Source organism: Streptomyces guryensis (genome assembly GCF_021261325.1).
In the GTDB taxonomy this organism is placed as follows: Bacteria; Actinomycetota; Actinomycetes; order Streptomycetales; family Streptomycetaceae; genus Streptomyces; species Streptomyces guryensis.
Window position 1 is genome coordinate 192,590 of sequence record NZ_JAJSBI010000006.1, and the last position, 16,489, is coordinate 209,078.

The window sequence follows — 16,489 nt, forward strand, 5'->3', positions numbered from 1 at the left end:
GCGTGAGTCACGCGTCGGCGCCGGGAGTGGGTTCTGACTGGGTGGACTTGCGTGCGACCCGGCCGCGGATGCCGAACCATCCGCCGACCAGCGCTCCGACGATCAGCGGCAGGCACAGCACGGTGGTGCGGCCGGCCCCTCCGTCGGCGTACATGAGGACCAGGACGGAGGCGAGGAAGGCCAGCGTCACGAGTTCGGTCCACGGGGAGCCCGGCAGTCGGTAGCCCGGGCGGGTCAGCTCGCCCTTCTGGGTCTTCTGCCAGAAGAGCAGGTGACAGATCATGATCATGCCCCAGGTGGAGAGGATGCCGATCGCCGCGAAGTTCAGGACGATCTCGAAGGCGTCCGCCGGGACCACGAAGTTGAGGCCGACGCCCAGCACACAGATGCTGCTGGTGAGCAGGATGCCGCCGTACGGGACCTGGCTGCGGCTCATCACCGAGGTGAACTTGGGGGCGGAGCCGGACATCGCCATGGAGCGCAGGATGCGGCCGGTGGAGTACAGGCCGGAGTTGAGCGAGGACATGGCCGCGGTGAGGACGACGAGGTTCATCACGCCGCCGGCCGCCGGGATGCCGATGTGGGACAGCACCGTCACGAAGGGGCTCTCGGCGGCGCTGTACTTGTTCCACGGCAGCAGCATCGAGAGCAGGACGACCGACCCGACGTAGAAGAGGCCGACGCGCCACATGATCGAGTTGATCGCCTTCGGCATGATCTTCTCGGGGTTCTGCGTCTCACCCGCGGCCACGCCCACCAGCTCGACGGAGGCGTAGGCGAAGACGACGCCCTGGATGATCAGCAGCATGGGCAGCAGGCCGTTGGGGAAGACGCCGCCGTTGTCCGTGATCAGGGCGGGGCCGGGGTGGGCACCGTCGACGGGGTGCTGGGTGACCAGCAGGAAGATGCCGATGCACATGAAGACCACGAGCGCGCTGACCTTGACGATCGCGAACCAGAACTCGAGTTCACCGAAGATCTTGACCGAGATCAGGTTGACCGTGAGGACGACCGCCAACGCGATCAATGCGATCAACCATTGAGGGATGTCGGAGAACATGCCCCAGTAGTGCGTGTAGGTGGCCACCGCGGTGATGTCGGCGATACCGGTGGTCGCCCAGTTCAGGAAGTACATCCAGCCCGCGGTGTACGCGCCCTTCTCACCCATGAACTCGCGGGCGTACGACACGAAGGCGCCGGAGGAGGGCCGGTAGAGGACGAGTTCGCCGAGGGCGCGCACGACCAGGAAGGCGAAGACGCCGCAGACCGCGTAGGCGATGAACAGGGACGGTCCGGCGTCGGCGAGGCGGCCGCCCGCGCCGAGGAAGAGGCCGGTGCCGATCGCGCCACCGATGGCGATCATGTTGACGTGCCGGGACTTCAGCGACTTGCTGTAGCCCGCGTCGCCTGCGTCGACATGTGCGGCCGGTGTGCGCGTCTCGTCTTTGAGGTGCTCGCTCACGCCTCGGGTCCGCCTTCCGTGGGGATGTCCGTGCGCGCGGGGCGCACGATGTCGGTGAGGGTCGTCTCGACGCGGTCGAGGTGGTGCGCCATGGCGTCCACCGCGTCGAGTTCGGAACCGTCCATCAGCGCCTCGACGATCGCCCGGTGCTCGCGGTTGGACTGCTCGCGGCGTCCGCCCAGCTCGTTGAGGAAGGCCGACTGACGCGCCAGTGCGTCCCGGATCTCCTCGATGACCCGGCGGAAGACCGGGTTCTGGGCGGCCTGGGCGACAGCGAGGTGGAACAGCGTGTCGAGGGCGACCCACGAGGTGGTGTCGGTCTCCCGCTCCATGCGCTCAAGCAGGTGCGCCAGGTGGTCGAGGTCCTCGGGGGTGCGGCGCACGGCCGCGTAACCCGCCACCGGGATCTCCACATGGCGGCGCACCTCCAGCAGGTCGCTGGCCGCGTAGTCGCCGAAGGTGGGGTCCTCGACGGTGCTGGCGACGACGAAGGTGCCCTTGCCCGTCTTGGAGACGGTCAGGCCCATCGTCTGCAGGGCCCGCAGGGCCTCGCGCAGCACGGGCCGGCTGACCTCGAGGGTGCGGCACAGCTCCGCCTCGGAGGGGAGCTTGTCCCCCACGGCGTACTCACCGTTCTCGATGGCGGAACGCAGATGTGCCAGGACCGCTTCCATGGCGCTGATGCGCCGCGGACCCTGACTGGCTGTCTTGCTGTCTGACAGGTTCACGGGAGTGATCCTGCGGGTGGCGGGCAGGGGCTGTCAAGAGGCCGGGCGACGGGAGAGGCGAACGACTCGCCACCGTGCTGAAGCCTCGCGTGCAAGGCTGGGTAGACGGGTTCCTGTCCGGGACGGACCGAGATGCGGAGGACGGTATGGACTGGGCTCGGTTCGCACAGCAGATGGCGGCGATGGCCAGGGATCTCCTCGCCCAGCAGTCGGTCGATGCCACGCTGGGACGGATCACCCACTCGGCCACCGAGCTGGTGGAGGGCTGCGCCGCGGCCGGCATTCTGATGCTGCACGGCACCGAGGTGGAGACGCTCGCCCCCACGGAGCAGCTGGTCGTCGACAGTGACAACCTGCAGGGGCGGCTGGGCGAGGGGCCGTGCTTCGATGCCGCCCGCAACACGGCCGGCGAGAGGGTGTTCCGCATCGCCGACTTCACCCGGGAGCAGCCGTGCTGGCCGGCCTACGCCCCGCAGGCCCACGCGCTCGGCGTGGGCAGCATGATGGGATTCCTGCTGTTCACCGAGGACGAAGAGCTCGGTGCGCTGAACCTCTACTCCCGCAAGCCCGGTGCCTTCACCGAGGCCAGCGAGCTGGCCGGCTGGCTGCTGGCCTCCCATGCCGCCGTCGCCTTCTCCAGCGCCCGCGCGCAGGCACAGATGGAACGAGCCGTCGCCACCCGCCACCTCATCGGCGAAGCCATGGGCATCCTCATGGGCGCCCATGACCTCACCGAGGAGCAGGCTTTCGACACCCTTCGGCGCTTCTCACAGGAGAACAACATCAAACTCCGTGAGGTCGCCCGCCGGGTCTGCGAGCAGGGCAGCGTGTCCTGACCACGGAAGCGGCCCCTCCGGCTCGTTGTCTGAACCAGAGGAGCCTGACCGGGCCGGCCCCCAGGGGAACGCCGCTCGACCCGACCTGAATCCCAAGTCCCCAGCACCGCACCCCTCACGCATCCCAGCCATGTCAGACGTGCGCGAGGAGGCGCTCCAGGGGCCGGGGGACGCGCTCAAGTTCCAGTTGCTCGACCAGCGCCCGCGCGTAGAGCGCCTTGCGGCCGCTGCGTGTGCCCATGAAGCGGCGCAGCTGGTGCTCCACGGGGCGGCCCCGCTGTGCCGGCTGGCCCTGGAAGGTGTGGAAGGGGCGTGTCTCGCCCTGGGCGTCGATCACCTGCTGCACGTCCTCGGCCCCGAGCGCTCGGATCAGCTCGTCCTCCAGGTCGGCGACGCACAGATGGAATCCGAGCGCCTCCAGTCCGGCGCGGGTCAGAGCGGACCCGAGCCCGACGCGCTCCAGATGACGCCGGAAGTGCCGCTCCTCGCCGATGTCGCACAGACCGGCCAGCGGGAGGCCCAGCCCTGGAGGGCCGCACACGTCCAGGAAACGCCCGATGTTCGTCGCTCCTCCGAGCGGCACCACCGCGACGCCCTGCGCACCGAGGTCGCGCCCGTGGCGCGCGGCCAGCGCTTCGAGCGCGACCTGGTCACTGCTCCCTTCGACGAGCACGATCATCCGCACACCGCCGTCGGCCGGCTGCCGCGCCGCCTCGGCGGCCGCACCGGCCCCCGCTCCCCCGGCAGCCCACGCCCCCAGCGCCCGGCAAAACCGCCTCATCTCGTCCACGAGACCTCGCTGCCCCGCGCCATCGTGGCACGGCGGAGATCCCGTACGCACGCACGTTTTCTCGGGGCGATGCCTCGAGAAAACAGCGAATGCGGGGGCTCCCGGCATCGCCGCACACCAGGGGCTCGTGCACGGCGATCTCCTGCTCTCCGAGAGGCGCCCGTCTCCGCGTCCGCGGTCAGCTGCTGAGGCCACCCGTGCTGAGCAGACCCAGCAGCAGCACGCCGACGACGATCCGGTAGACGACGAAGGCGTTGAAGGAGTGCTTGGCGACGAACTTCAGCAGCCAGGCGATGGAGGCGTAGGCGACGACGAAGGAGACGATCGTGCCGACGGCCAGCGGGGCGGCGCCCACGCCCGTGCCCAGGGCGTCCTTGAGCTCGTAGAGACCGGCGCCGGTCAGGGCCGGGATGCCGAGGAAGAAGGAGAGACGGGTGGCGGCGACGCGGTCCAGGTCGAGGATCAGGGCCGTCGACATGGTGGCGCCGGAGCGGGAGAAGCCGGGGAAGAGCAGGGCGAGGATCTGCGAGCCGCCGACCAGCATCGCGTCCTTGAACGTGGTGTCGTCCTCACCGCGCTTGTGGCGGCCCATCTGGTCCGCCGCCCACATCACACCACTGCCGACGATCAGCGAGGCGGCGACCACCCACAGCGAGGCGAGCGGGCCCTCGATGAGCGGCTTGGCGGCCAGGCCCACGACCACGATCGGGATGGTCGCGTAGATCACCCACCAGGCGAACTTGTAGTCGTGGTGGTACCGCTCCTCCTTGTTGCGCAGGCCGCGGCCCCAGGCGGAGACGATCCGCACGATGTCCTTGAAGAAGTAGAGGAGCACGGCGGCGATCGCGCCGACCTGGATCACGGCCGAGAAGCCGACGACGGCCTTGTCGTCGACCGGAATGCTCATGAGCCCTTCGGTGATCTTCAGATGTCCGGTGGAGGAGACGGGAAGGAACTCGGTCAGCCCTTCCACTACTCCGAGGACGGCGGCCTGACCGACGTTGATGACGCTCATGGGATCCAGTTCTGAGGAGTTGGTCGACAGTGCTGTAGACAGTCTTACTACGCCCGGGAGGGAGGCCGGTCACCTACCCCCACAGGGCCTGGGCGATCGACACCCCGGCGAATGCCGCACCGAGGCCCGCCGTCACACTCCCGACGACGTTGGCGGCAGCGTAGAGCCCCGCCCCGGACCCGGTCAGCCGCAGGGTCTCGTAGGAGAAGGTCGAGTACGTCGTCAGGGCCCCGCACAGGCCGGTGCCGAGGAGCAGCTGCAGATGGGGGCCGGCGGCCCCCTCGGCCACCGCGCCGGTCAGCAGGCCGAGGACCAGACACCCGGTGACGTTCACCACGAAGGTGCCCCAGGGGAAGACCGAGTCGTGCCGCGACTGCACGGCGCGGTCGGTGAGGTAGCGCAGCGGGGCACCGGCCATGGCGCCCGCGACGACCAACAGCCAGTTCACAACGACCTCTTACCCTTCGTGTCCGTTTCACCGGGGCTGTCCCCGCGGCCCACGTAACGGATGACCTCGCAGTCGTCGAGCATGACGAGGCCCTCGCCGACGAGTTCGTCGAGCTGCGGAAGGAAGGCGCGGACGCGTTCCTCGGTGTCGACGACGACGATCGCGACGGGCAGGTCCTCGCTCAGGGACAGCAGCCGCGAGGTGTGGATCAGGGAGGAGGCGCCGAAGCCCTCGATACCGCGGAAGACGCTGGCACCGGCGAGGCCCGCGGCGTGGGCGCGGTGCACGATCTCCGAGTAGAGCGGCTTGTGGTGCCAGGTGTCGTTCTCGCCGATGAAGACGGTCACCCGCAGGGCGTTGCCGGTCAGCCTCGTCATGGCTGCCTCCACTTCAGGACGCGGCGGGCCGCGGTGACCGCGAGCCACACCGCCGTGAGCGCCGCGAGCAGGGTCGCGGCGAGGTAGGCCAGCCCGGTGCGGGGGTGACCCGCGTCGACCAGCTTCTGGATGTCGACGGCGTAGGTGGAGAAGGTGGTGAAGCCGCCGAGCACGCCGGTGCCGAAGAAGGGGCGCACGAGGCGGTGGGCGGCCCATACGTCGGTGATGACGACCATGAACACGCCGATCACGGCGCAGCCGACGACATTGGTCCAGAAGGTCGCCCAGGGGAATCCGCCGGGCTGGGTGGGCCACCACAGGGACAGGGCGTATCGGGCGGTGGCGCCGAGGGCTCCGCCGAGTGCGACCACCGCGACGACGGGGGCCTGGCTGCGCCAGGCGGGCCGTCGCGGGGCACGGGGGCGGGCGCGGACGCTCTCGGCTTGCGGGGCTGTCATGGTCGTACGTCTCCTACTCGCCGGGGCCCGGGGCGTGCGGGCGCCGCTCCTTCGCAAGTAGGGACCGTTGGCGGCACCACTGCCGCGGTTCGGGTACGGCGGGCCCCACCGCCGCGCCGCGAGGGGTGCTCACGGCCGGGCAACAGGGTAGCGCCCGGCCCGGACCCGGGTCACTTCGGGGCAGGTCGCTCACACACGGCGATACCCCGCTCCCACAAACTGCCCAGGACCAGGTGGCCGGCGGCCTCGCAGACACTGGTCACCATGCGGTAGCCGGAGCGGCGGCGGGCGAGGCGGTGGACGATCGTCCCCTGGTCGTCGACCGCGAGGGCGCCGATGGTGCCGGTGGGGCGGAAGGGGGCGCGGACGGCGATGCGGGCTGCGGCGCCGCGGACGGCGGGGGCGGTGCGGTGCAGCAGGTCGAGCGGGGGAACGGGGGGCCCGGCCAGGGAGACCCAGACCGGGCCGTCCGGGGTGCCGCGCCAGAGGTTGTCGGGCATGCCCGGGAGGTTCTCGACGAAGGGGTCGCTCCGTCCGGCCCGGTCGCCGGTTAGCCAGTAGCGGGTCAGCCGGCGCGCCCCGGTCTCGGCGACGACCAGGAACGATTCATCAGCGCTCAACGCCAGCCCGTTGGCGAACTGGAGCCCTTCAAGCAGGACTTCGGGGCTCTCGCTGCCCGGGGCGAGGCGCAGCAGGCGGCCGGTTCCGGTGTGCTCGACGAGGTCGCCGATCCACTGGTCCAAGGGGTAGCGGCGACTGGAGACGGTGAAACAGACGCTGCCGTCGGACAGGGCGACCGCATTGCTGCAGAACCGCAGCCTCTCCCCCGCCACCGAGTCGGCGAGGATCCGCACGATGCCCTCGCCGAGGTCGACGCGCAGCAGCCCGAGTTCGGCGTCGCACACCAACAGGGCGTCGTCCGGGAGTAGTTCGAGGCCGAGTGGCCGGCCGCCGGTTTCGGCGAGCACTTCGACGCGGGCGCCCGAGGGCTCCGTCAGTCCGTCGATGCGCAGGATGCGTCCGTCCTCCACTCCGGTCAGCACCCGGCCGCGGGCGTCGGAGACGACGTCCTCGGGGCCGCGGCCGCCGATGGCGACGTACCGGAGCGGGACCAGTTCACTGGGACGGTCCATGAAAACCTCCTCGTCGAGGTCGGGACAGTTCATGCTGGCATGTGTAGGGATGCCCACCGGGTGCCGGGTCACCCGATCAGGTTTACCGGGACGCGTTCCCGGCCACTCAGGACACCACCACCGGTAGCTCCGGGCCGGAGGAAGGGGTGGTCCCCATGTCACGGCTGGCCGCCTGGCACCGGCTGGGGCTCGCCGAGCTGCACCGGCGCGGCGCGGAGCTGGAGTTGATGCACCGGGCCATGGGCTTCGCGACACTCGCCCTGGTCACGCTGGCGCCGCTGCTGATCGTGGTGGCCGCGGCGGATCCGTTCGGGCATGGCGGCTTCGCGCTGTGGCTGGTGGACGGCATGGCCCTGAACGGCCGGTCCGCCGCCGCGCTCGCGCATGTCTTCGGCCCGACCCGCAAGGTGATCAGCACCACCAGCGCGCTGAGCCTGGCACTGCTGGCGCTGTTCGGCATGTCCTTCGCGTCGAGCGTGCAGAACGGCTACGAACGGATCTGGAAGACGGCCGCCGCTCCGTGGCACCACCTGTGGCGGCACGCGGTCTGGCTGGTCATGCTGATGGCGTACCTCTACGCGCAGGTGGAGACCCGGACCGTACTGGAGGGTCCGCCCCGCATCCTGCTCAGCATGGGGGTCGGCGTGCTGTTCTTCTGGTGGGGGCCGCACTTCCTGCTCAGCCGAAAGGTGCCCTGGCGGTATCTGCTGCCCGGTGCACTGGCCACCATGGCGGGCCTGGTCGGCCTGCGCGGCTTCTCGTATCTGGTCTTCACCCCGCTCCTGGTCACCAACGCGATCAGCTACGGCCCGGTCGGCACGGTCCTGGTGGTGGAGTCCTGGCTGGTCGGCGTGGGGTTCGTCGTCTACGGCGGTGCGCTGCTGGGGCGGCTCATCTGTGAGTGGCTCGGGCACCTCGACGAGCCGCCGGACCCGCCCGGGCGGACGGCACGGGCGCCGACGGACCGCGGGCAGGGGCCGTCGGCCCTGCGCTCCTAGCGGGGCGATACCGCAGCCCTGACGGCGCCTGCCTGGCCCTTTCGCACATGGGCGAGGGCCCGGCCGCTCCCCTGCGACCGGGCCCTCTCCACACAGGTTCAGCGGTGGCTGAACCAGCTCGTGGCCGAGGTGGCCTTGTTGTCGTAGTCGAAGAGGGCCTGGTTCTCCCAGCCGTTGCCGGAGGTGGAGTCGGTCGGGTCCCAGCCGTTGCCGGTGACCGCGGTCCAGGTCGCCTCCCAGTAGAAGACGCCGAGGCCCTTGTGGCCCGGGACGGCCTCCACGATGTTCGCGACGGCGTTCATCCAGGCCAGCTGGCCCGACTGGGTGGCCGGGTAGCCGCTGACCAGTTCGCCGGTGGTGTCGATCTGGTTGGTGAGCGAGTCCTTGCTGTCCAGCCGGAACGGGTAGGCCGTCTCGGCGATGAACACCGGCTTGCCGTAGCGGGAGACCACGTCGTCCAGGGTGGTCTGCGCTGCGGCCAGGGAACCGTGCCAGTAGCCGTAGTACGACAGGCCGATCACGTCGTAGTCGATCCCGTAGGTCCTGGCGTTGTCGAACCACCAGCGGACCGTGGCGTCGTCACCCGCGTTGGCGAGGTGCAGCGCCACCTGGGTGCCGGAGGAGACGGCCTTGACCGCACTGTAACCGGAGTTGATCAGGCCGGCGAGCTGCGACCAGTTGTCCGTGGAACCTTCGGACCAGAGCATGCCGCCGTTGATCTCGTTGCCGACCTGGACCATGTCGGCGGTGGTGCCCTGGCCCTTGAGCGCGTTGAGCACGTCGTACGTGTGGTTGTACACGTCCGTCTTCAGCTGGCTGTAGCTGTGCCCGGACCAGGCGGCGGGCTTGGTCTGCTTGCCCGGGTCGGCCCAGGTGTCCGAGTAGTGGAAGTCGACCAGCAGCTTCATGCCGGCCGCCTTGATGCGCTTGGCCATGGCGAGCACGTGCGTCTTGTTGTTGTAGCCGTCGGCGGGGTTGACCCACACCTTCAGACGCGCGTAGTTCATGCCGGCGTTCTTGAGGATGGTGACCGCGTCGCCGGCGGTGCCGGAGCCGGTCCTGTAGACACCGCCGAGGGCCTCGCTCTTGGCGAGGGAGGAGATGTCGGCCCCCTTGACGGCCAGGCCGGTGGAGCCGGACGCGAAGGTCAGGTCGTCAACATTGATCCAGTTGCCGGCGTTCGCGTCACTGTTGATGCTGATCGTGCACTGGCTGTTGGTCACATTGATCGACGTGACGATGCGGACCCAGCTGCTGGTGGACACCGGAAGGTCGGTGCGCTGGTCGGAGCTGCCGCAGTTCTTCAGGGATATGTAGGCGGAGTTCTGCCCGCCGCTGGAGCGGGTCCAGGCGGTGAGGGTGTAGGTGCCGTCGGTCAGCCCCGACAGGTACTGGTACGTCTCCACCTTGTAGGCGGAGGCCGAGTAGTGGGACAGGCGGTAACTGCCGCTGTGGCCACCGGACTCGGTGTACGAGGCGGCGTTCTGGCCCGCTGCCGAGTACGTCGACCAGCCGGTCGGCGTGGCGGTGCCGGTGCCGTCGGACTCGAAGCCGCCGTTGGTGAGCGTGCCGGCCGCCTGCGCGCTGGGTGCGGGCAGGGCGATCAGGGCGAGCCCGGCCACGAGCGGCAGCAGCAGGACCCTGAGGGTGCGTCTGGGATGGAACATCGTCGTCCGTCGTCCCTTCGACGAATGGGGATGGGGAGATCCCTGAGGATGGGGGTGTCCCTCCGGTGGGTGCGGAGGGAGGACCCCTCCGCCCGCGGCTCTCGTGGCACGCACGGGCGGAGGGGAGTCGGCTCAGCCGTCGAGTCGTACGACCCGGACGGCTCCCGCGGGGACTTCGAGCCGGCCCGCGGCACGTTCGCCGGTCAGCAGCTCGGTGCCGTGCGCCTCCAGCGGCACCTTGGCGTCCGACGCGGTGTGGTTGACTGCGAACAGGTAGCTGCCCGACTCGCCGGTGCGGCGCACCACCTCGACATCCCGGGGCAGATCGGCGTGCGGGGCGACACGCGCGTCCTCGATCGCCCAGCCGAGCAGGGCGTCCAGGCCCTCCGCGCCCAGCCGGGTGGAGACGTACCAGGCGGTGCCCTCGCCTAGGCGGTGGCGGGTGACGGCCGGGTGGCCCGCGGTCAAGCCGTCGGCGTAGGTCCACACGGTCTCGGCGCCGCGCGGGACGACGAACTCCGTCCACACGTCGCCGCTGAGCTCGGAGCCGTCCGGGCCGCTGACGCGCACCGACTGGCCCTGCAGCAGCGGCGAGAACTCCTCGACAGTCAGCCCGAGCACATCGCGGAGCGCGCCCGGGTAGGGGCCCTCGTGGACGGCGTCGTGCTCGTCGACGATGCCGGAGAAGTACGAGACGACGAGGGTGCCGCCTCCTTCGACGTACTCCTTGAGGTTGTCGCCGGCCGCCTCCGTCATCAGGTACAGGGCGGGCACGACCACAAGGGGGTATCTCGACAAGTCGGCTTCCGGGTGGGCGAAGTCGACGGTGAGGTGGCGGTCGTAGAGGGCCTCGTAGAACGCGTCGGCGCGTTCGCGGGCGTCGTGGTCCTCGCTGGGGCGCCATTCGAGGTTCTGTGCCCACCAGGAGTGCCAGTCCCACAGGACGGCGACGTCGGCCTGGGTGCGGGTGCCGCGGACCTGGCCCAACGAGTCGAGAGCGGCGCCCAGTTCGACGACCTCGCGCCAGACACGGGTCCCCGTGCCGCCGTGCGGGAGCATCGCCGAGTGGAACTTCTCGGCGCCGCGCCGGGACTGGCGCCACTGGAAGAACAGGGCGCCGTCGGAGCCGCGGGCCACGTGGGCGAGGGAGTTGCGGGCCATCTGGCCGGGGGCCTTCGCGGGGTTGCGGGGCTGCCAGTTGACGCCCGAGGTGGAGTGCTCCAGCAGCAGCCAGGGGGCGCCGCCGGCGACGGAGCGGGTGAGGTCGGCGGCCATCGCGAGGTTGACGTGGGTGCGGCGGCCGTCGGTGATCAGATAGTGGTCGTTGGTGACGAGGTCGACCTCGCGGCCCCAGGCCCAGTAGTCGACGGAGTCGCACTGGCTGAGGGCGGTCATGAAGTTCGTCGTGACCGGGATGCCCGGCGAGAGGCGGTGCAGGATGTCCCGCTCCATACGGAAGTTCTCGCGCATGGTGGCGTCGGCGAAGCGCTTGTAGTCCAGCGCCTGTGCCGGGTTGACGGCGGTCGGGGTGGCGCGCGGCGGGTTGATCTGCTCGAAGTCGGTGTAGCGCTGCCCCCAGAAGGCCGTGCCCCACGCCTCGTTGACGGCCTCGACGGTCGCGTAAGTCGCCTCCAGCCAGCGGCGGAAGTGCGCGGCGCAGGAGTCGCAGTAGCAGGCCGAGACGGGGACGCCGTACTCGTTGTGGACGTGCCACATCGCTAGGGCCGGGTGGTCGCCGTAGCGCTCCGCGAGCCGGGTGGTGATGCCGGCCGCGGCCGCGCGGTAGTCGGCGTTGCTGTGACAGATGGCGGCGCGGGAGCCGAACTCGTGGCGCACGCCCCCGGGGGTCACGGGAAGGGCCTCCGGGTGCGCCCGGTAGAACCAGACCGGCGGGCACACGGTGGGTGTGCCCAGGTCGGCGCGTATGCCGTGCTCGTGCAGCAGGTCCAGCAGACGGTCCAGCCAGCCGAAGTCGTACACCCCCGGTGAGGGCTCCAGGAGCGCCCAGGAGAAGATCCCGACGCTCACCATGGTGACGCCGGCCTCCCGCATCAGCCGGACGTCCTCCTGCCAGACGCTTTCCGGCCACTGCTCGGGGTTGTAGTCCCCACCGAAGGCGAGCCTGGTGAGGCCCCTGGGGCTGGTCTCCGGCATGGATCTCTCCCGTTTTGTCGATCATTTGGGAACGTGCACACACAGCGGCGGCGGTGTGAGCCCAACATAACCGCACAGCAACAACCATTGACAAGTGTCCGGGATGTTTCTCTACTGTGAACGCTCACAGAGCATCACAGGTCCTCGCGACGGGCGGGGATCCGGCTCCTGTGATTCGCATGGCAGGTTTCCGCACCAGGCGGGGACCCAGGTCAGGGGAGAGATCCATGCCCAACACGAAGCGCACCCGCCTCGTGGCATCCACCATCGCCGTCGCCCTCGGCGCCACCGCCCTCACCGCCTGCGGCTCGTCCGACAGCGACAGCAAGACCGAATCGGGACCGGTCTCGCTGACGTACTGGACCTGGACGCCCGGCATGGACAAGGTCGTGGACCTGTGGAACAAGGGTCCGGGCAAGAAGGCCCAGATCACGGTCACGGTGAAGAAGCAGGCGTCCGGCGACTCGCTGGTCACCAAGATCCTCACCGCGCACAAGGCGAAGAAGGCGCCCGACCTGGTGCAGGCCGAGTACCAGGCGCTGCCGACGCTGGTCAGCAACGACGCGCTGGCCGACATATCGAAGGACCTCGGCGACACCAAGAGCAAGTTCGCCGACGGCGTGTGGCAGCAGACCACGCTGGGCACGGACGCGGTCTACGCGGTGCCGCAGGACATCGGGCCGATGATGTTCTACTACCGCCAGGACCTGTTCAAGAAGTACGGCCTGAGCGTCCCCACCACCTGGGAGCAGTTCGCCGAGACGGCCCGCGCGCTGAAGAAGAAGGCCCCGGACAAGGACCTCACCACCTTCTCCGCCAACGACTCCGGCCTGTTCGCGGGTCTCGCCCAGCAGGCCGGCGCCAAGTGGTGGACGACCTCCGGCGACAAGTGGAAGGTCGGCATCAACGACGCGGCCACCAAGAAGGTCGCCGACTTCTGGGGCGGCCTGGTCAAGGAGGGCGCCGTCGACAACCAGCCGATGTACACCCCGGCCTGGAACAAGGCGATCGACACCGGCAAGCAGATCGCCTGGGTCTCCGCCGTGTGGGCGCCGGGCACGCTGACCACCGCGGCGCCCCAGACCAAGGGCAAGTGGGCCATGGCCCCACTCCCCCAGTGGTCCGCGGGCGACAACGTCACCGGCAGCTGGGGCGGCTCCTCCACCGCCGTCACCACCGACTCCGCGCACACGGCGGCCGCCGCCAAGTTCGCCGCCTGGCTGAACACCGACGGTGGCGCGCTGCAGGCGCTGGCCAAGGACAGCGGCATCTACCCGGCCGCCACCAACGCACAGACCAGCGGCGCCTTCGCCCAGCCGCCGGCCTACTTCTCGAACCAGTCGGACTTCTACACCGAGGCCGCCGCGATCGCGAAGACCACGGCGCCCTCGGCCTGGGGCCCGAACGTGAACGTCGCCTACACGACCTTCAACGACGCCTTCGGCACCGCCGCCAAGAACAAGTCGGACTTCACCGCCGCCCTGAACACGATGCAGGACGCCACGGTCGCCGACCTCAAGAAGCAGGGCTTCGAGGTTTCCGAGTGACCACCGCACGCCGGAGGCCGTACGGGGTCAAGGGGGCCCCGTACGCCTTCCTCCTCCCCGCCACGATCCTCTTCGCGCTGTTCTTCGCGCTGCCCATCGGCTACGCGGTCTATCTCAGCTTCCGCAAGGTGCACGTCTCCGGCCTCGGCCTGGGCTCGGGCGCCCGGAAGGAGGTCTGGGCAGGACTGGAGAACTACACCGACGCCGTCACCGACAACGAACTGCTGGACGGGGCGCTGCGCGTCCTCGGCTACGGCTGCATCGTCGTCCCGGTGATGCTCGGCCTCGCCCTGCTGTTCGCGCTGATGCTCGACTCGGACAAGGTGCGGTTCGCGCCGTTCACCCGGCTCGCGATCTTCCTGCCGTACGCCATTCCCGGCGTGGTGGCGGCCCTGATGTGGGGCTTCCTGTACCTGCCGGACGTCAGCCCGTTCTACTACCTGCTCCAGAAGCTGCACATGCCGCAGCCGAATCTGCTCGACGGCGGTCCGCTGTATCTCGCGATGGCGAACATCGCGGTCTGGGGCGGCACCGGCTTCAACATGATCGTCATCTACACCTCCCTGCAGTCGATCCCGGCCGAGGTGTACGAGGCGGCGAAGCTGGACGGCGCCACGCCACTGCAGATCGCCCTGAAGATCAAGATCCCGATGGTGGCTCCCTCGCTGGTGCTGACCTTCTTCTTCTCGATCATCGCGACGCTCCAGGTGTTCAACGAGCCGATGACCCTCAAGCCGCTCACCAACTCCCTGCCACTGACCTGGAGTCCGCTGATGAACGTGTACGCGGACGCGTTCCGCAAGGGCGACATCTACCAGGCGGCCTCGGAGGCCGTGATCATCGCGCTGGCCACGCTCGTCCTGTCCTTCGGCTTCCTGCGGGCCGCGAACCGTCGTCAGAAGCAGGAGGCAACGCGATGAGTTCCCTCGCCGTACACAAGGCGCCCTCGGCGGCCGGTACGACCGGTGCCACCCAGAGCCGCCCGCCGCTGCGCAGCCGTATCGCACTGGTCCCGACGATCACCCTGGTGCTCGGCGCGATCTACACGCTGCTGCCGGTGGCGTGGGTGATCATCGCGTCCACCAAGTCCGGCCGTGAGCTGTTCTCCACGTTCACGTTCCTGCCGGGCACCGGCCTCGCCGACAACATCAAGCAGCTCAACGCGTATCGCGACGGCGTGTACTGGAAGTGGATGGGCAACTCCGCCCTGTACGCCGGTCTCGGCGCCCTGCTGTCCACGGTGGTGTCGTCCTTCAGCGGGTACGCGCTCGCGACGTACCGCTTCCGCGGCCGCGAGACGATGTTCAACGTCCTGCTCGCCGGTGTGCTGATGCCGCCGATCATCCTCGCCATCCCGCAGTACCTGCTGCTGGCGAAGGCCGACCTCACGGACTCCTACCTGTCCGTGATGCTGCCGCAGATCCTCTCGCCCTACGGCGTCTACCTCGCGCGCATCTATGCGGCCGCGGCCGTCCCGGGCGACGTGGTGGAGGCCGGGCGGATGGACGGGGCGAGCGAGTGGCGGATCTTCACCCGGGTCGCGCTGCCGATGATGGTGCCCGGCCTGGTGACGGTGTTCCTGTTCCAGTTCGTGGCGATCTGGAACAACTTCCTGCTCCCGTACATCATGCTCAGCGACGACGAGAAGTTCCCGATCACGCTCGGCCTGTACACGCTCCTGGAGCAGGGTTCCAACCAGCCCGCGCTGTACACCCTGGTGATCACCGGTGCCTTCCTCGCGGTGCTCCCGCTGATCGCGCTGTTCCTGGTCATCCAGCGCTTCTGGAGCCTCGATCTGCTCTCCGGGGCCGTAAAGTCATGACCATGAGCAACACGGGGGGCCGACGCAGACCGCCGACGATCCACGACGTGGCCCGCGAGGCGGGTGTCTCACGGGGCACCGTCTCGCGAGTGCTCAACGGCGGGCACTACGTCAGCCCGTCCGCCCAGGAGGCGGTCAACGCCGCGATCCGCAAGACGGGTTACGTCGTCAACCGGCACGCCCGTTCGCTGATCACCGGGCGTTCGGACTCGGTAGGCTTCCTGCTGACGGAGCCTCAGGAGCGGTTCTTCGAGGACCCGAACTTCAACGTCCTGCTGAGCGCGTGCACCCAGGCGCTGGCCGCCCACGACATCCCGCTGCTGCTGATGCTGGCGGGCACCGAGGACGAACGGCGGCGCATAACGCGGTACATCACGGCGGGGCACGTCGACGGTGTGCTGCTGGTCTCCAGCCACTCCGGGGACCCGGTCGCGGAGCAGCTGCGCGAGGCGGGGGTGCCCCTCGTCCAGTGCGGCAAGCCCATGGGGCTCGGCTCCAAGGTGAGTTACGTGGCGGCGGACGACCGGGACGGCGCCCGTGACATGGTGCGCCATCTGCTGTCGCGGGGGCGCCGCCGGATCGGCATGGTGAGCGGCCCGCTGGACACCCCGGGCGGGGTGGACCGCCTCGCCGGCTACAAGGAGGTGCTCACGGAGGCGGGCGTCGAGATCGACGAGCGGCTCATCGTCTCCGGTGACTACAGCCGGGCCAGCGGCGAGGCGGGCTGCGCGCGGCTGCTGGCGCAGGCCCCGGACATGGACGCCGTCTTCGTGGCCTCCGACCTGATGGCACAGGGCGCTCTGGCGGCGCTGCGCCGGGCTGGCCGCCGGGTGCCCGAGGACGTGTCCGTGGGCGGCTTCGACGACTCCGTCGCGGCGACCGAGGCCACCCCCGCCCTCACCACGATCCGCCAGCCCTACGACCGCATCAGCTCCGAGATGGTACGGGTACTGCTGGCACAGATCGGGGGCGAGGACCCGGCGGCGGTGATTCTGCCGACGGAGCTGGTGAAGCGGGAGTCGACGTAAGGACCCCACTGAGGGCGCGCCGAACG

At 69.6% G+C, this 16,489-nt stretch carries 16 protein-coding genes; 6 read left to right on the forward strand and 10 right to left on the reverse strand.

Going from position 1 to position 16,489, the window contains the following annotated elements:
• Positions 1 to 7: 7 nt before the first annotated feature.
• The gene (locus LJ657_RS14835; RefSeq protein WP_232649057.1) at positions 8 to 1,462 is read right to left on the reverse strand and encodes an amino acid permease; all 1,455 of its coding nucleotides are present in this window, start codon (positions 1,460 to 1,462) and stop codon (positions 8 to 10) included.
• A complete protein-coding gene (locus LJ657_RS14840) occupies positions 1,459 to 2,136 on the reverse strand; it encodes a FadR/GntR family transcriptional regulator (RefSeq protein ID WP_232649234.1) in 678 nt (225 codons plus the stop codon). Before LJ657_RS14840 ends, LJ657_RS14835 begins: the two co-directional genes overlap by 4 nt.
• Before the next feature lie 200 nt (positions 2,137 to 2,336).
• On the opposite strand from LJ657_RS14840, the gene LJ657_RS14845 reads away from it, so the two are divergent.
• On the forward strand, positions 2,337 to 3,026 hold the full coding sequence (locus LJ657_RS14845; protein ID WP_232649058.1) for a GAF and ANTAR domain-containing protein: 690 nt from the start codon (positions 2,337 to 2,339) through the stop codon (positions 3,024 to 3,026).
• 133 nt (positions 3,027 to 3,159) lie between these two features.
• On the opposite strand, the gene LJ657_RS14850 is transcribed toward LJ657_RS14845, so the two are convergent.
• From LJ657_RS14850 to LJ657_RS14875, 6 genes are all read right to left on the reverse strand, one after another.
• Positions 3,160 to 3,816 carry an ATP-dependent endonuclease gene (locus tag LJ657_RS14850; RefSeq protein ID WP_232649059.1) on the reverse strand — a complete coding sequence of 219 codons (657 nt, stop codon included), beginning with the start codon at positions 3,814 to 3,816 and terminating at the stop codon, positions 3,160 to 3,162.
• Between the two features lie 178 nt (positions 3,817 to 3,994).
• Positions 3,995 to 4,831, reverse strand: a complete 837-nt coding sequence (locus LJ657_RS14855; protein WP_232649060.1) for an undecaprenyl-diphosphate phosphatase — start codon at positions 4,829 to 4,831, stop codon at positions 3,995 to 3,997.
• Between the two features lie 73 nt (positions 4,832 to 4,904).
• Positions 4,905 to 5,279: a fluoride efflux transporter CrcB gene (crcB, locus tag LJ657_RS14860; protein ID WP_232649061.1), complete on the reverse strand. Its 375-nt coding sequence runs from the start codon at positions 5,277 to 5,279 to the stop codon at positions 4,905 to 4,907.
• A complete protein-coding gene (locus LJ657_RS14865; protein ID WP_232649062.1) occupies positions 5,276 to 5,656 on the reverse strand; it encodes a DUF190 domain-containing protein in 381 nt (126 codons plus the stop codon). The genes crcB (LJ657_RS14860) and LJ657_RS14865 overlap by 4 nt, the downstream gene beginning before the upstream one ends.
• Positions 5,653 to 6,114, reverse strand: a complete 462-nt coding sequence (gene crcB / locus LJ657_RS14870) for a fluoride efflux transporter CrcB (protein WP_232649063.1) — start codon at positions 6,112 to 6,114, stop codon at positions 5,653 to 5,655. Before crcB (LJ657_RS14870) ends, LJ657_RS14865 begins: the two co-directional genes overlap by 4 nt.
• A 170-nt stretch (positions 6,115 to 6,284) precedes the next feature.
• Positions 6,285 to 7,247, reverse strand: coding sequence for an SMP-30/gluconolactonase/LRE family protein (locus LJ657_RS14875; protein ID WP_232649064.1), 963 nt, complete (start codon positions 7,245 to 7,247; stop codon positions 6,285 to 6,287).
• Positions 7,248 to 7,402: 155 nt separating this feature from the next.
• On the opposite strand from LJ657_RS14875, the gene LJ657_RS14880 reads away from it, so the two are divergent.
• A complete protein-coding gene (locus LJ657_RS14880) occupies positions 7,403 to 8,245 on the forward strand; it encodes a ribonuclease BN (RefSeq protein WP_232649065.1) in 843 nt (280 codons plus the stop codon).
• Positions 8,246 to 8,343: 98 nt separating this feature from the next.
• Here the strand turns inward: LJ657_RS14880 and LJ657_RS14885 are convergent, their stop codons facing one another.
• Both LJ657_RS14885 and LJ657_RS14890 read right to left on the reverse strand, forming a co-directional pair.
• On the reverse strand, positions 8,344 to 9,912 hold the full coding sequence (locus LJ657_RS14885; RefSeq protein ID WP_232649066.1) for a glycoside hydrolase family 53 protein: 1,569 nt from the start codon (positions 9,910 to 9,912) through the stop codon (positions 8,344 to 8,346).
• A 132-nt stretch (positions 9,913 to 10,044) separates the two neighbouring features.
• Positions 10,045 to 12,066, reverse strand: coding sequence for a beta-galactosidase (locus LJ657_RS14890; RefSeq protein WP_232649067.1), 2,022 nt, complete (start codon positions 12,064 to 12,066; stop codon positions 10,045 to 10,047).
• A 227-nt stretch (positions 12,067 to 12,293) separates the two neighbouring features.
• Here LJ657_RS14890 and LJ657_RS14895 point away from each other — a divergent pair, with 227 nt between their 5' ends.
• Genes LJ657_RS14895 through LJ657_RS14910 form a run of 4 tightly spaced genes read left to right on the forward strand, consistent with a single transcriptional unit; the run spans position 12,294 to position 16,463 of the window.
• Positions 12,294 to 13,613 (forward strand): ABC transporter substrate-binding protein, encoded by a 1,320-nt coding sequence (locus tag LJ657_RS14895; protein ID WP_232649068.1) that lies wholly within the window; start codon positions 12,294 to 12,296, stop codon positions 13,611 to 13,613.
• Entirely contained in the window at positions 13,610 to 14,533 is a 924-nt protein-coding gene (locus LJ657_RS14900; protein ID WP_232649069.1) for a carbohydrate ABC transporter permease, read from the forward strand. The genes LJ657_RS14895 and LJ657_RS14900 overlap by 4 nt, the downstream gene beginning before the upstream one ends.
• Positions 14,530 to 15,435, forward strand: coding sequence for a carbohydrate ABC transporter permease (locus tag LJ657_RS14905; RefSeq protein ID WP_232649070.1), 906 nt, complete (start codon positions 14,530 to 14,532; stop codon positions 15,433 to 15,435). The genes LJ657_RS14900 and LJ657_RS14905 overlap by 4 nt, the downstream gene beginning before the upstream one ends.
• Positions 15,432 to 16,463, forward strand: a complete 1,032-nt coding sequence (locus tag LJ657_RS14910) for a LacI family DNA-binding transcriptional regulator (RefSeq protein WP_232649071.1) — start codon at positions 15,432 to 15,434, stop codon at positions 16,461 to 16,463. The genes LJ657_RS14905 and LJ657_RS14910 overlap by 4 nt, the downstream gene beginning before the upstream one ends.
• The last annotated feature ends 26 nt before the right edge of the window (positions 16,464 to 16,489 follow it).

Bases quoted from the DNA above. Each gene is read 5' to 3' on its own strand.
- LJ657_RS14905 (WP_232649070.1), top strand. From the start codon at position 14,530: ATGAGTTCCCTCGCCGTACACAAGGCGCCCTCGGCGGCCGGTACGACC.
- LJ657_RS14845 (WP_232649058.1), top strand. From the start codon at position 2,337: ATGGACTGGGCTCGGTTCGCACAGCAGATGGCGGCGATGGCCAGGGAT.
- LJ657_RS14875 (WP_232649064.1), bottom strand. From the start codon at position 7,247: ATGGACCGTCCCAGTGAACTGGTCCCGCTCCGGTACGTCGCCATCGGC.
- LJ657_RS14895 (WP_232649068.1), top strand. From the start codon at position 12,294: ATGCCCAACACGAAGCGCACCCGCCTCGTGGCATCCACCATCGCCGTC.
- LJ657_RS14840 (WP_232649234.1), bottom strand. From the start codon at position 2,136: ATGGAAGCGGTCCTGGCACATCTGCGTTCCGCCATCGAGAACGGTGAG.
- LJ657_RS14910 (WP_232649071.1), top strand. From the start codon at position 15,432: ATGACCATGAGCAACACGGGGGGCCGACGCAGACCGCCGACGATCCAC.
- LJ657_RS14855 (WP_232649060.1), bottom strand. From the start codon at position 4,831: ATGAGCGTCATCAACGTCGGTCAGGCCGCCGTCCTCGGAGTAGTGGAA.
- crcB (WP_232649063.1), bottom strand. From the start codon at position 6,114: ATGACAGCCCCGCAAGCCGAGAGCGTCCGCGCCCGCCCCCGTGCCCCG.
- LJ657_RS14890 (WP_232649067.1), bottom strand. From the start codon at position 12,066: ATGCCGGAGACCAGCCCCAGGGGCCTCACCAGGCTCGCCTTCGGTGGG.
- LJ657_RS14880 (WP_232649065.1), top strand. From the start codon at position 7,403: ATGTCACGGCTGGCCGCCTGGCACCGGCTGGGGCTCGCCGAGCTGCAC.
- LJ657_RS14865 (WP_232649062.1), bottom strand. From the start codon at position 5,656: ATGACGAGGCTGACCGGCAACGCCCTGCGGGTGACCGTCTTCATCGGC.
- LJ657_RS14885 (WP_232649066.1), bottom strand. From the start codon at position 9,912: ATGTTCCATCCCAGACGCACCCTCAGGGTCCTGCTGCTGCCGCTCGTG.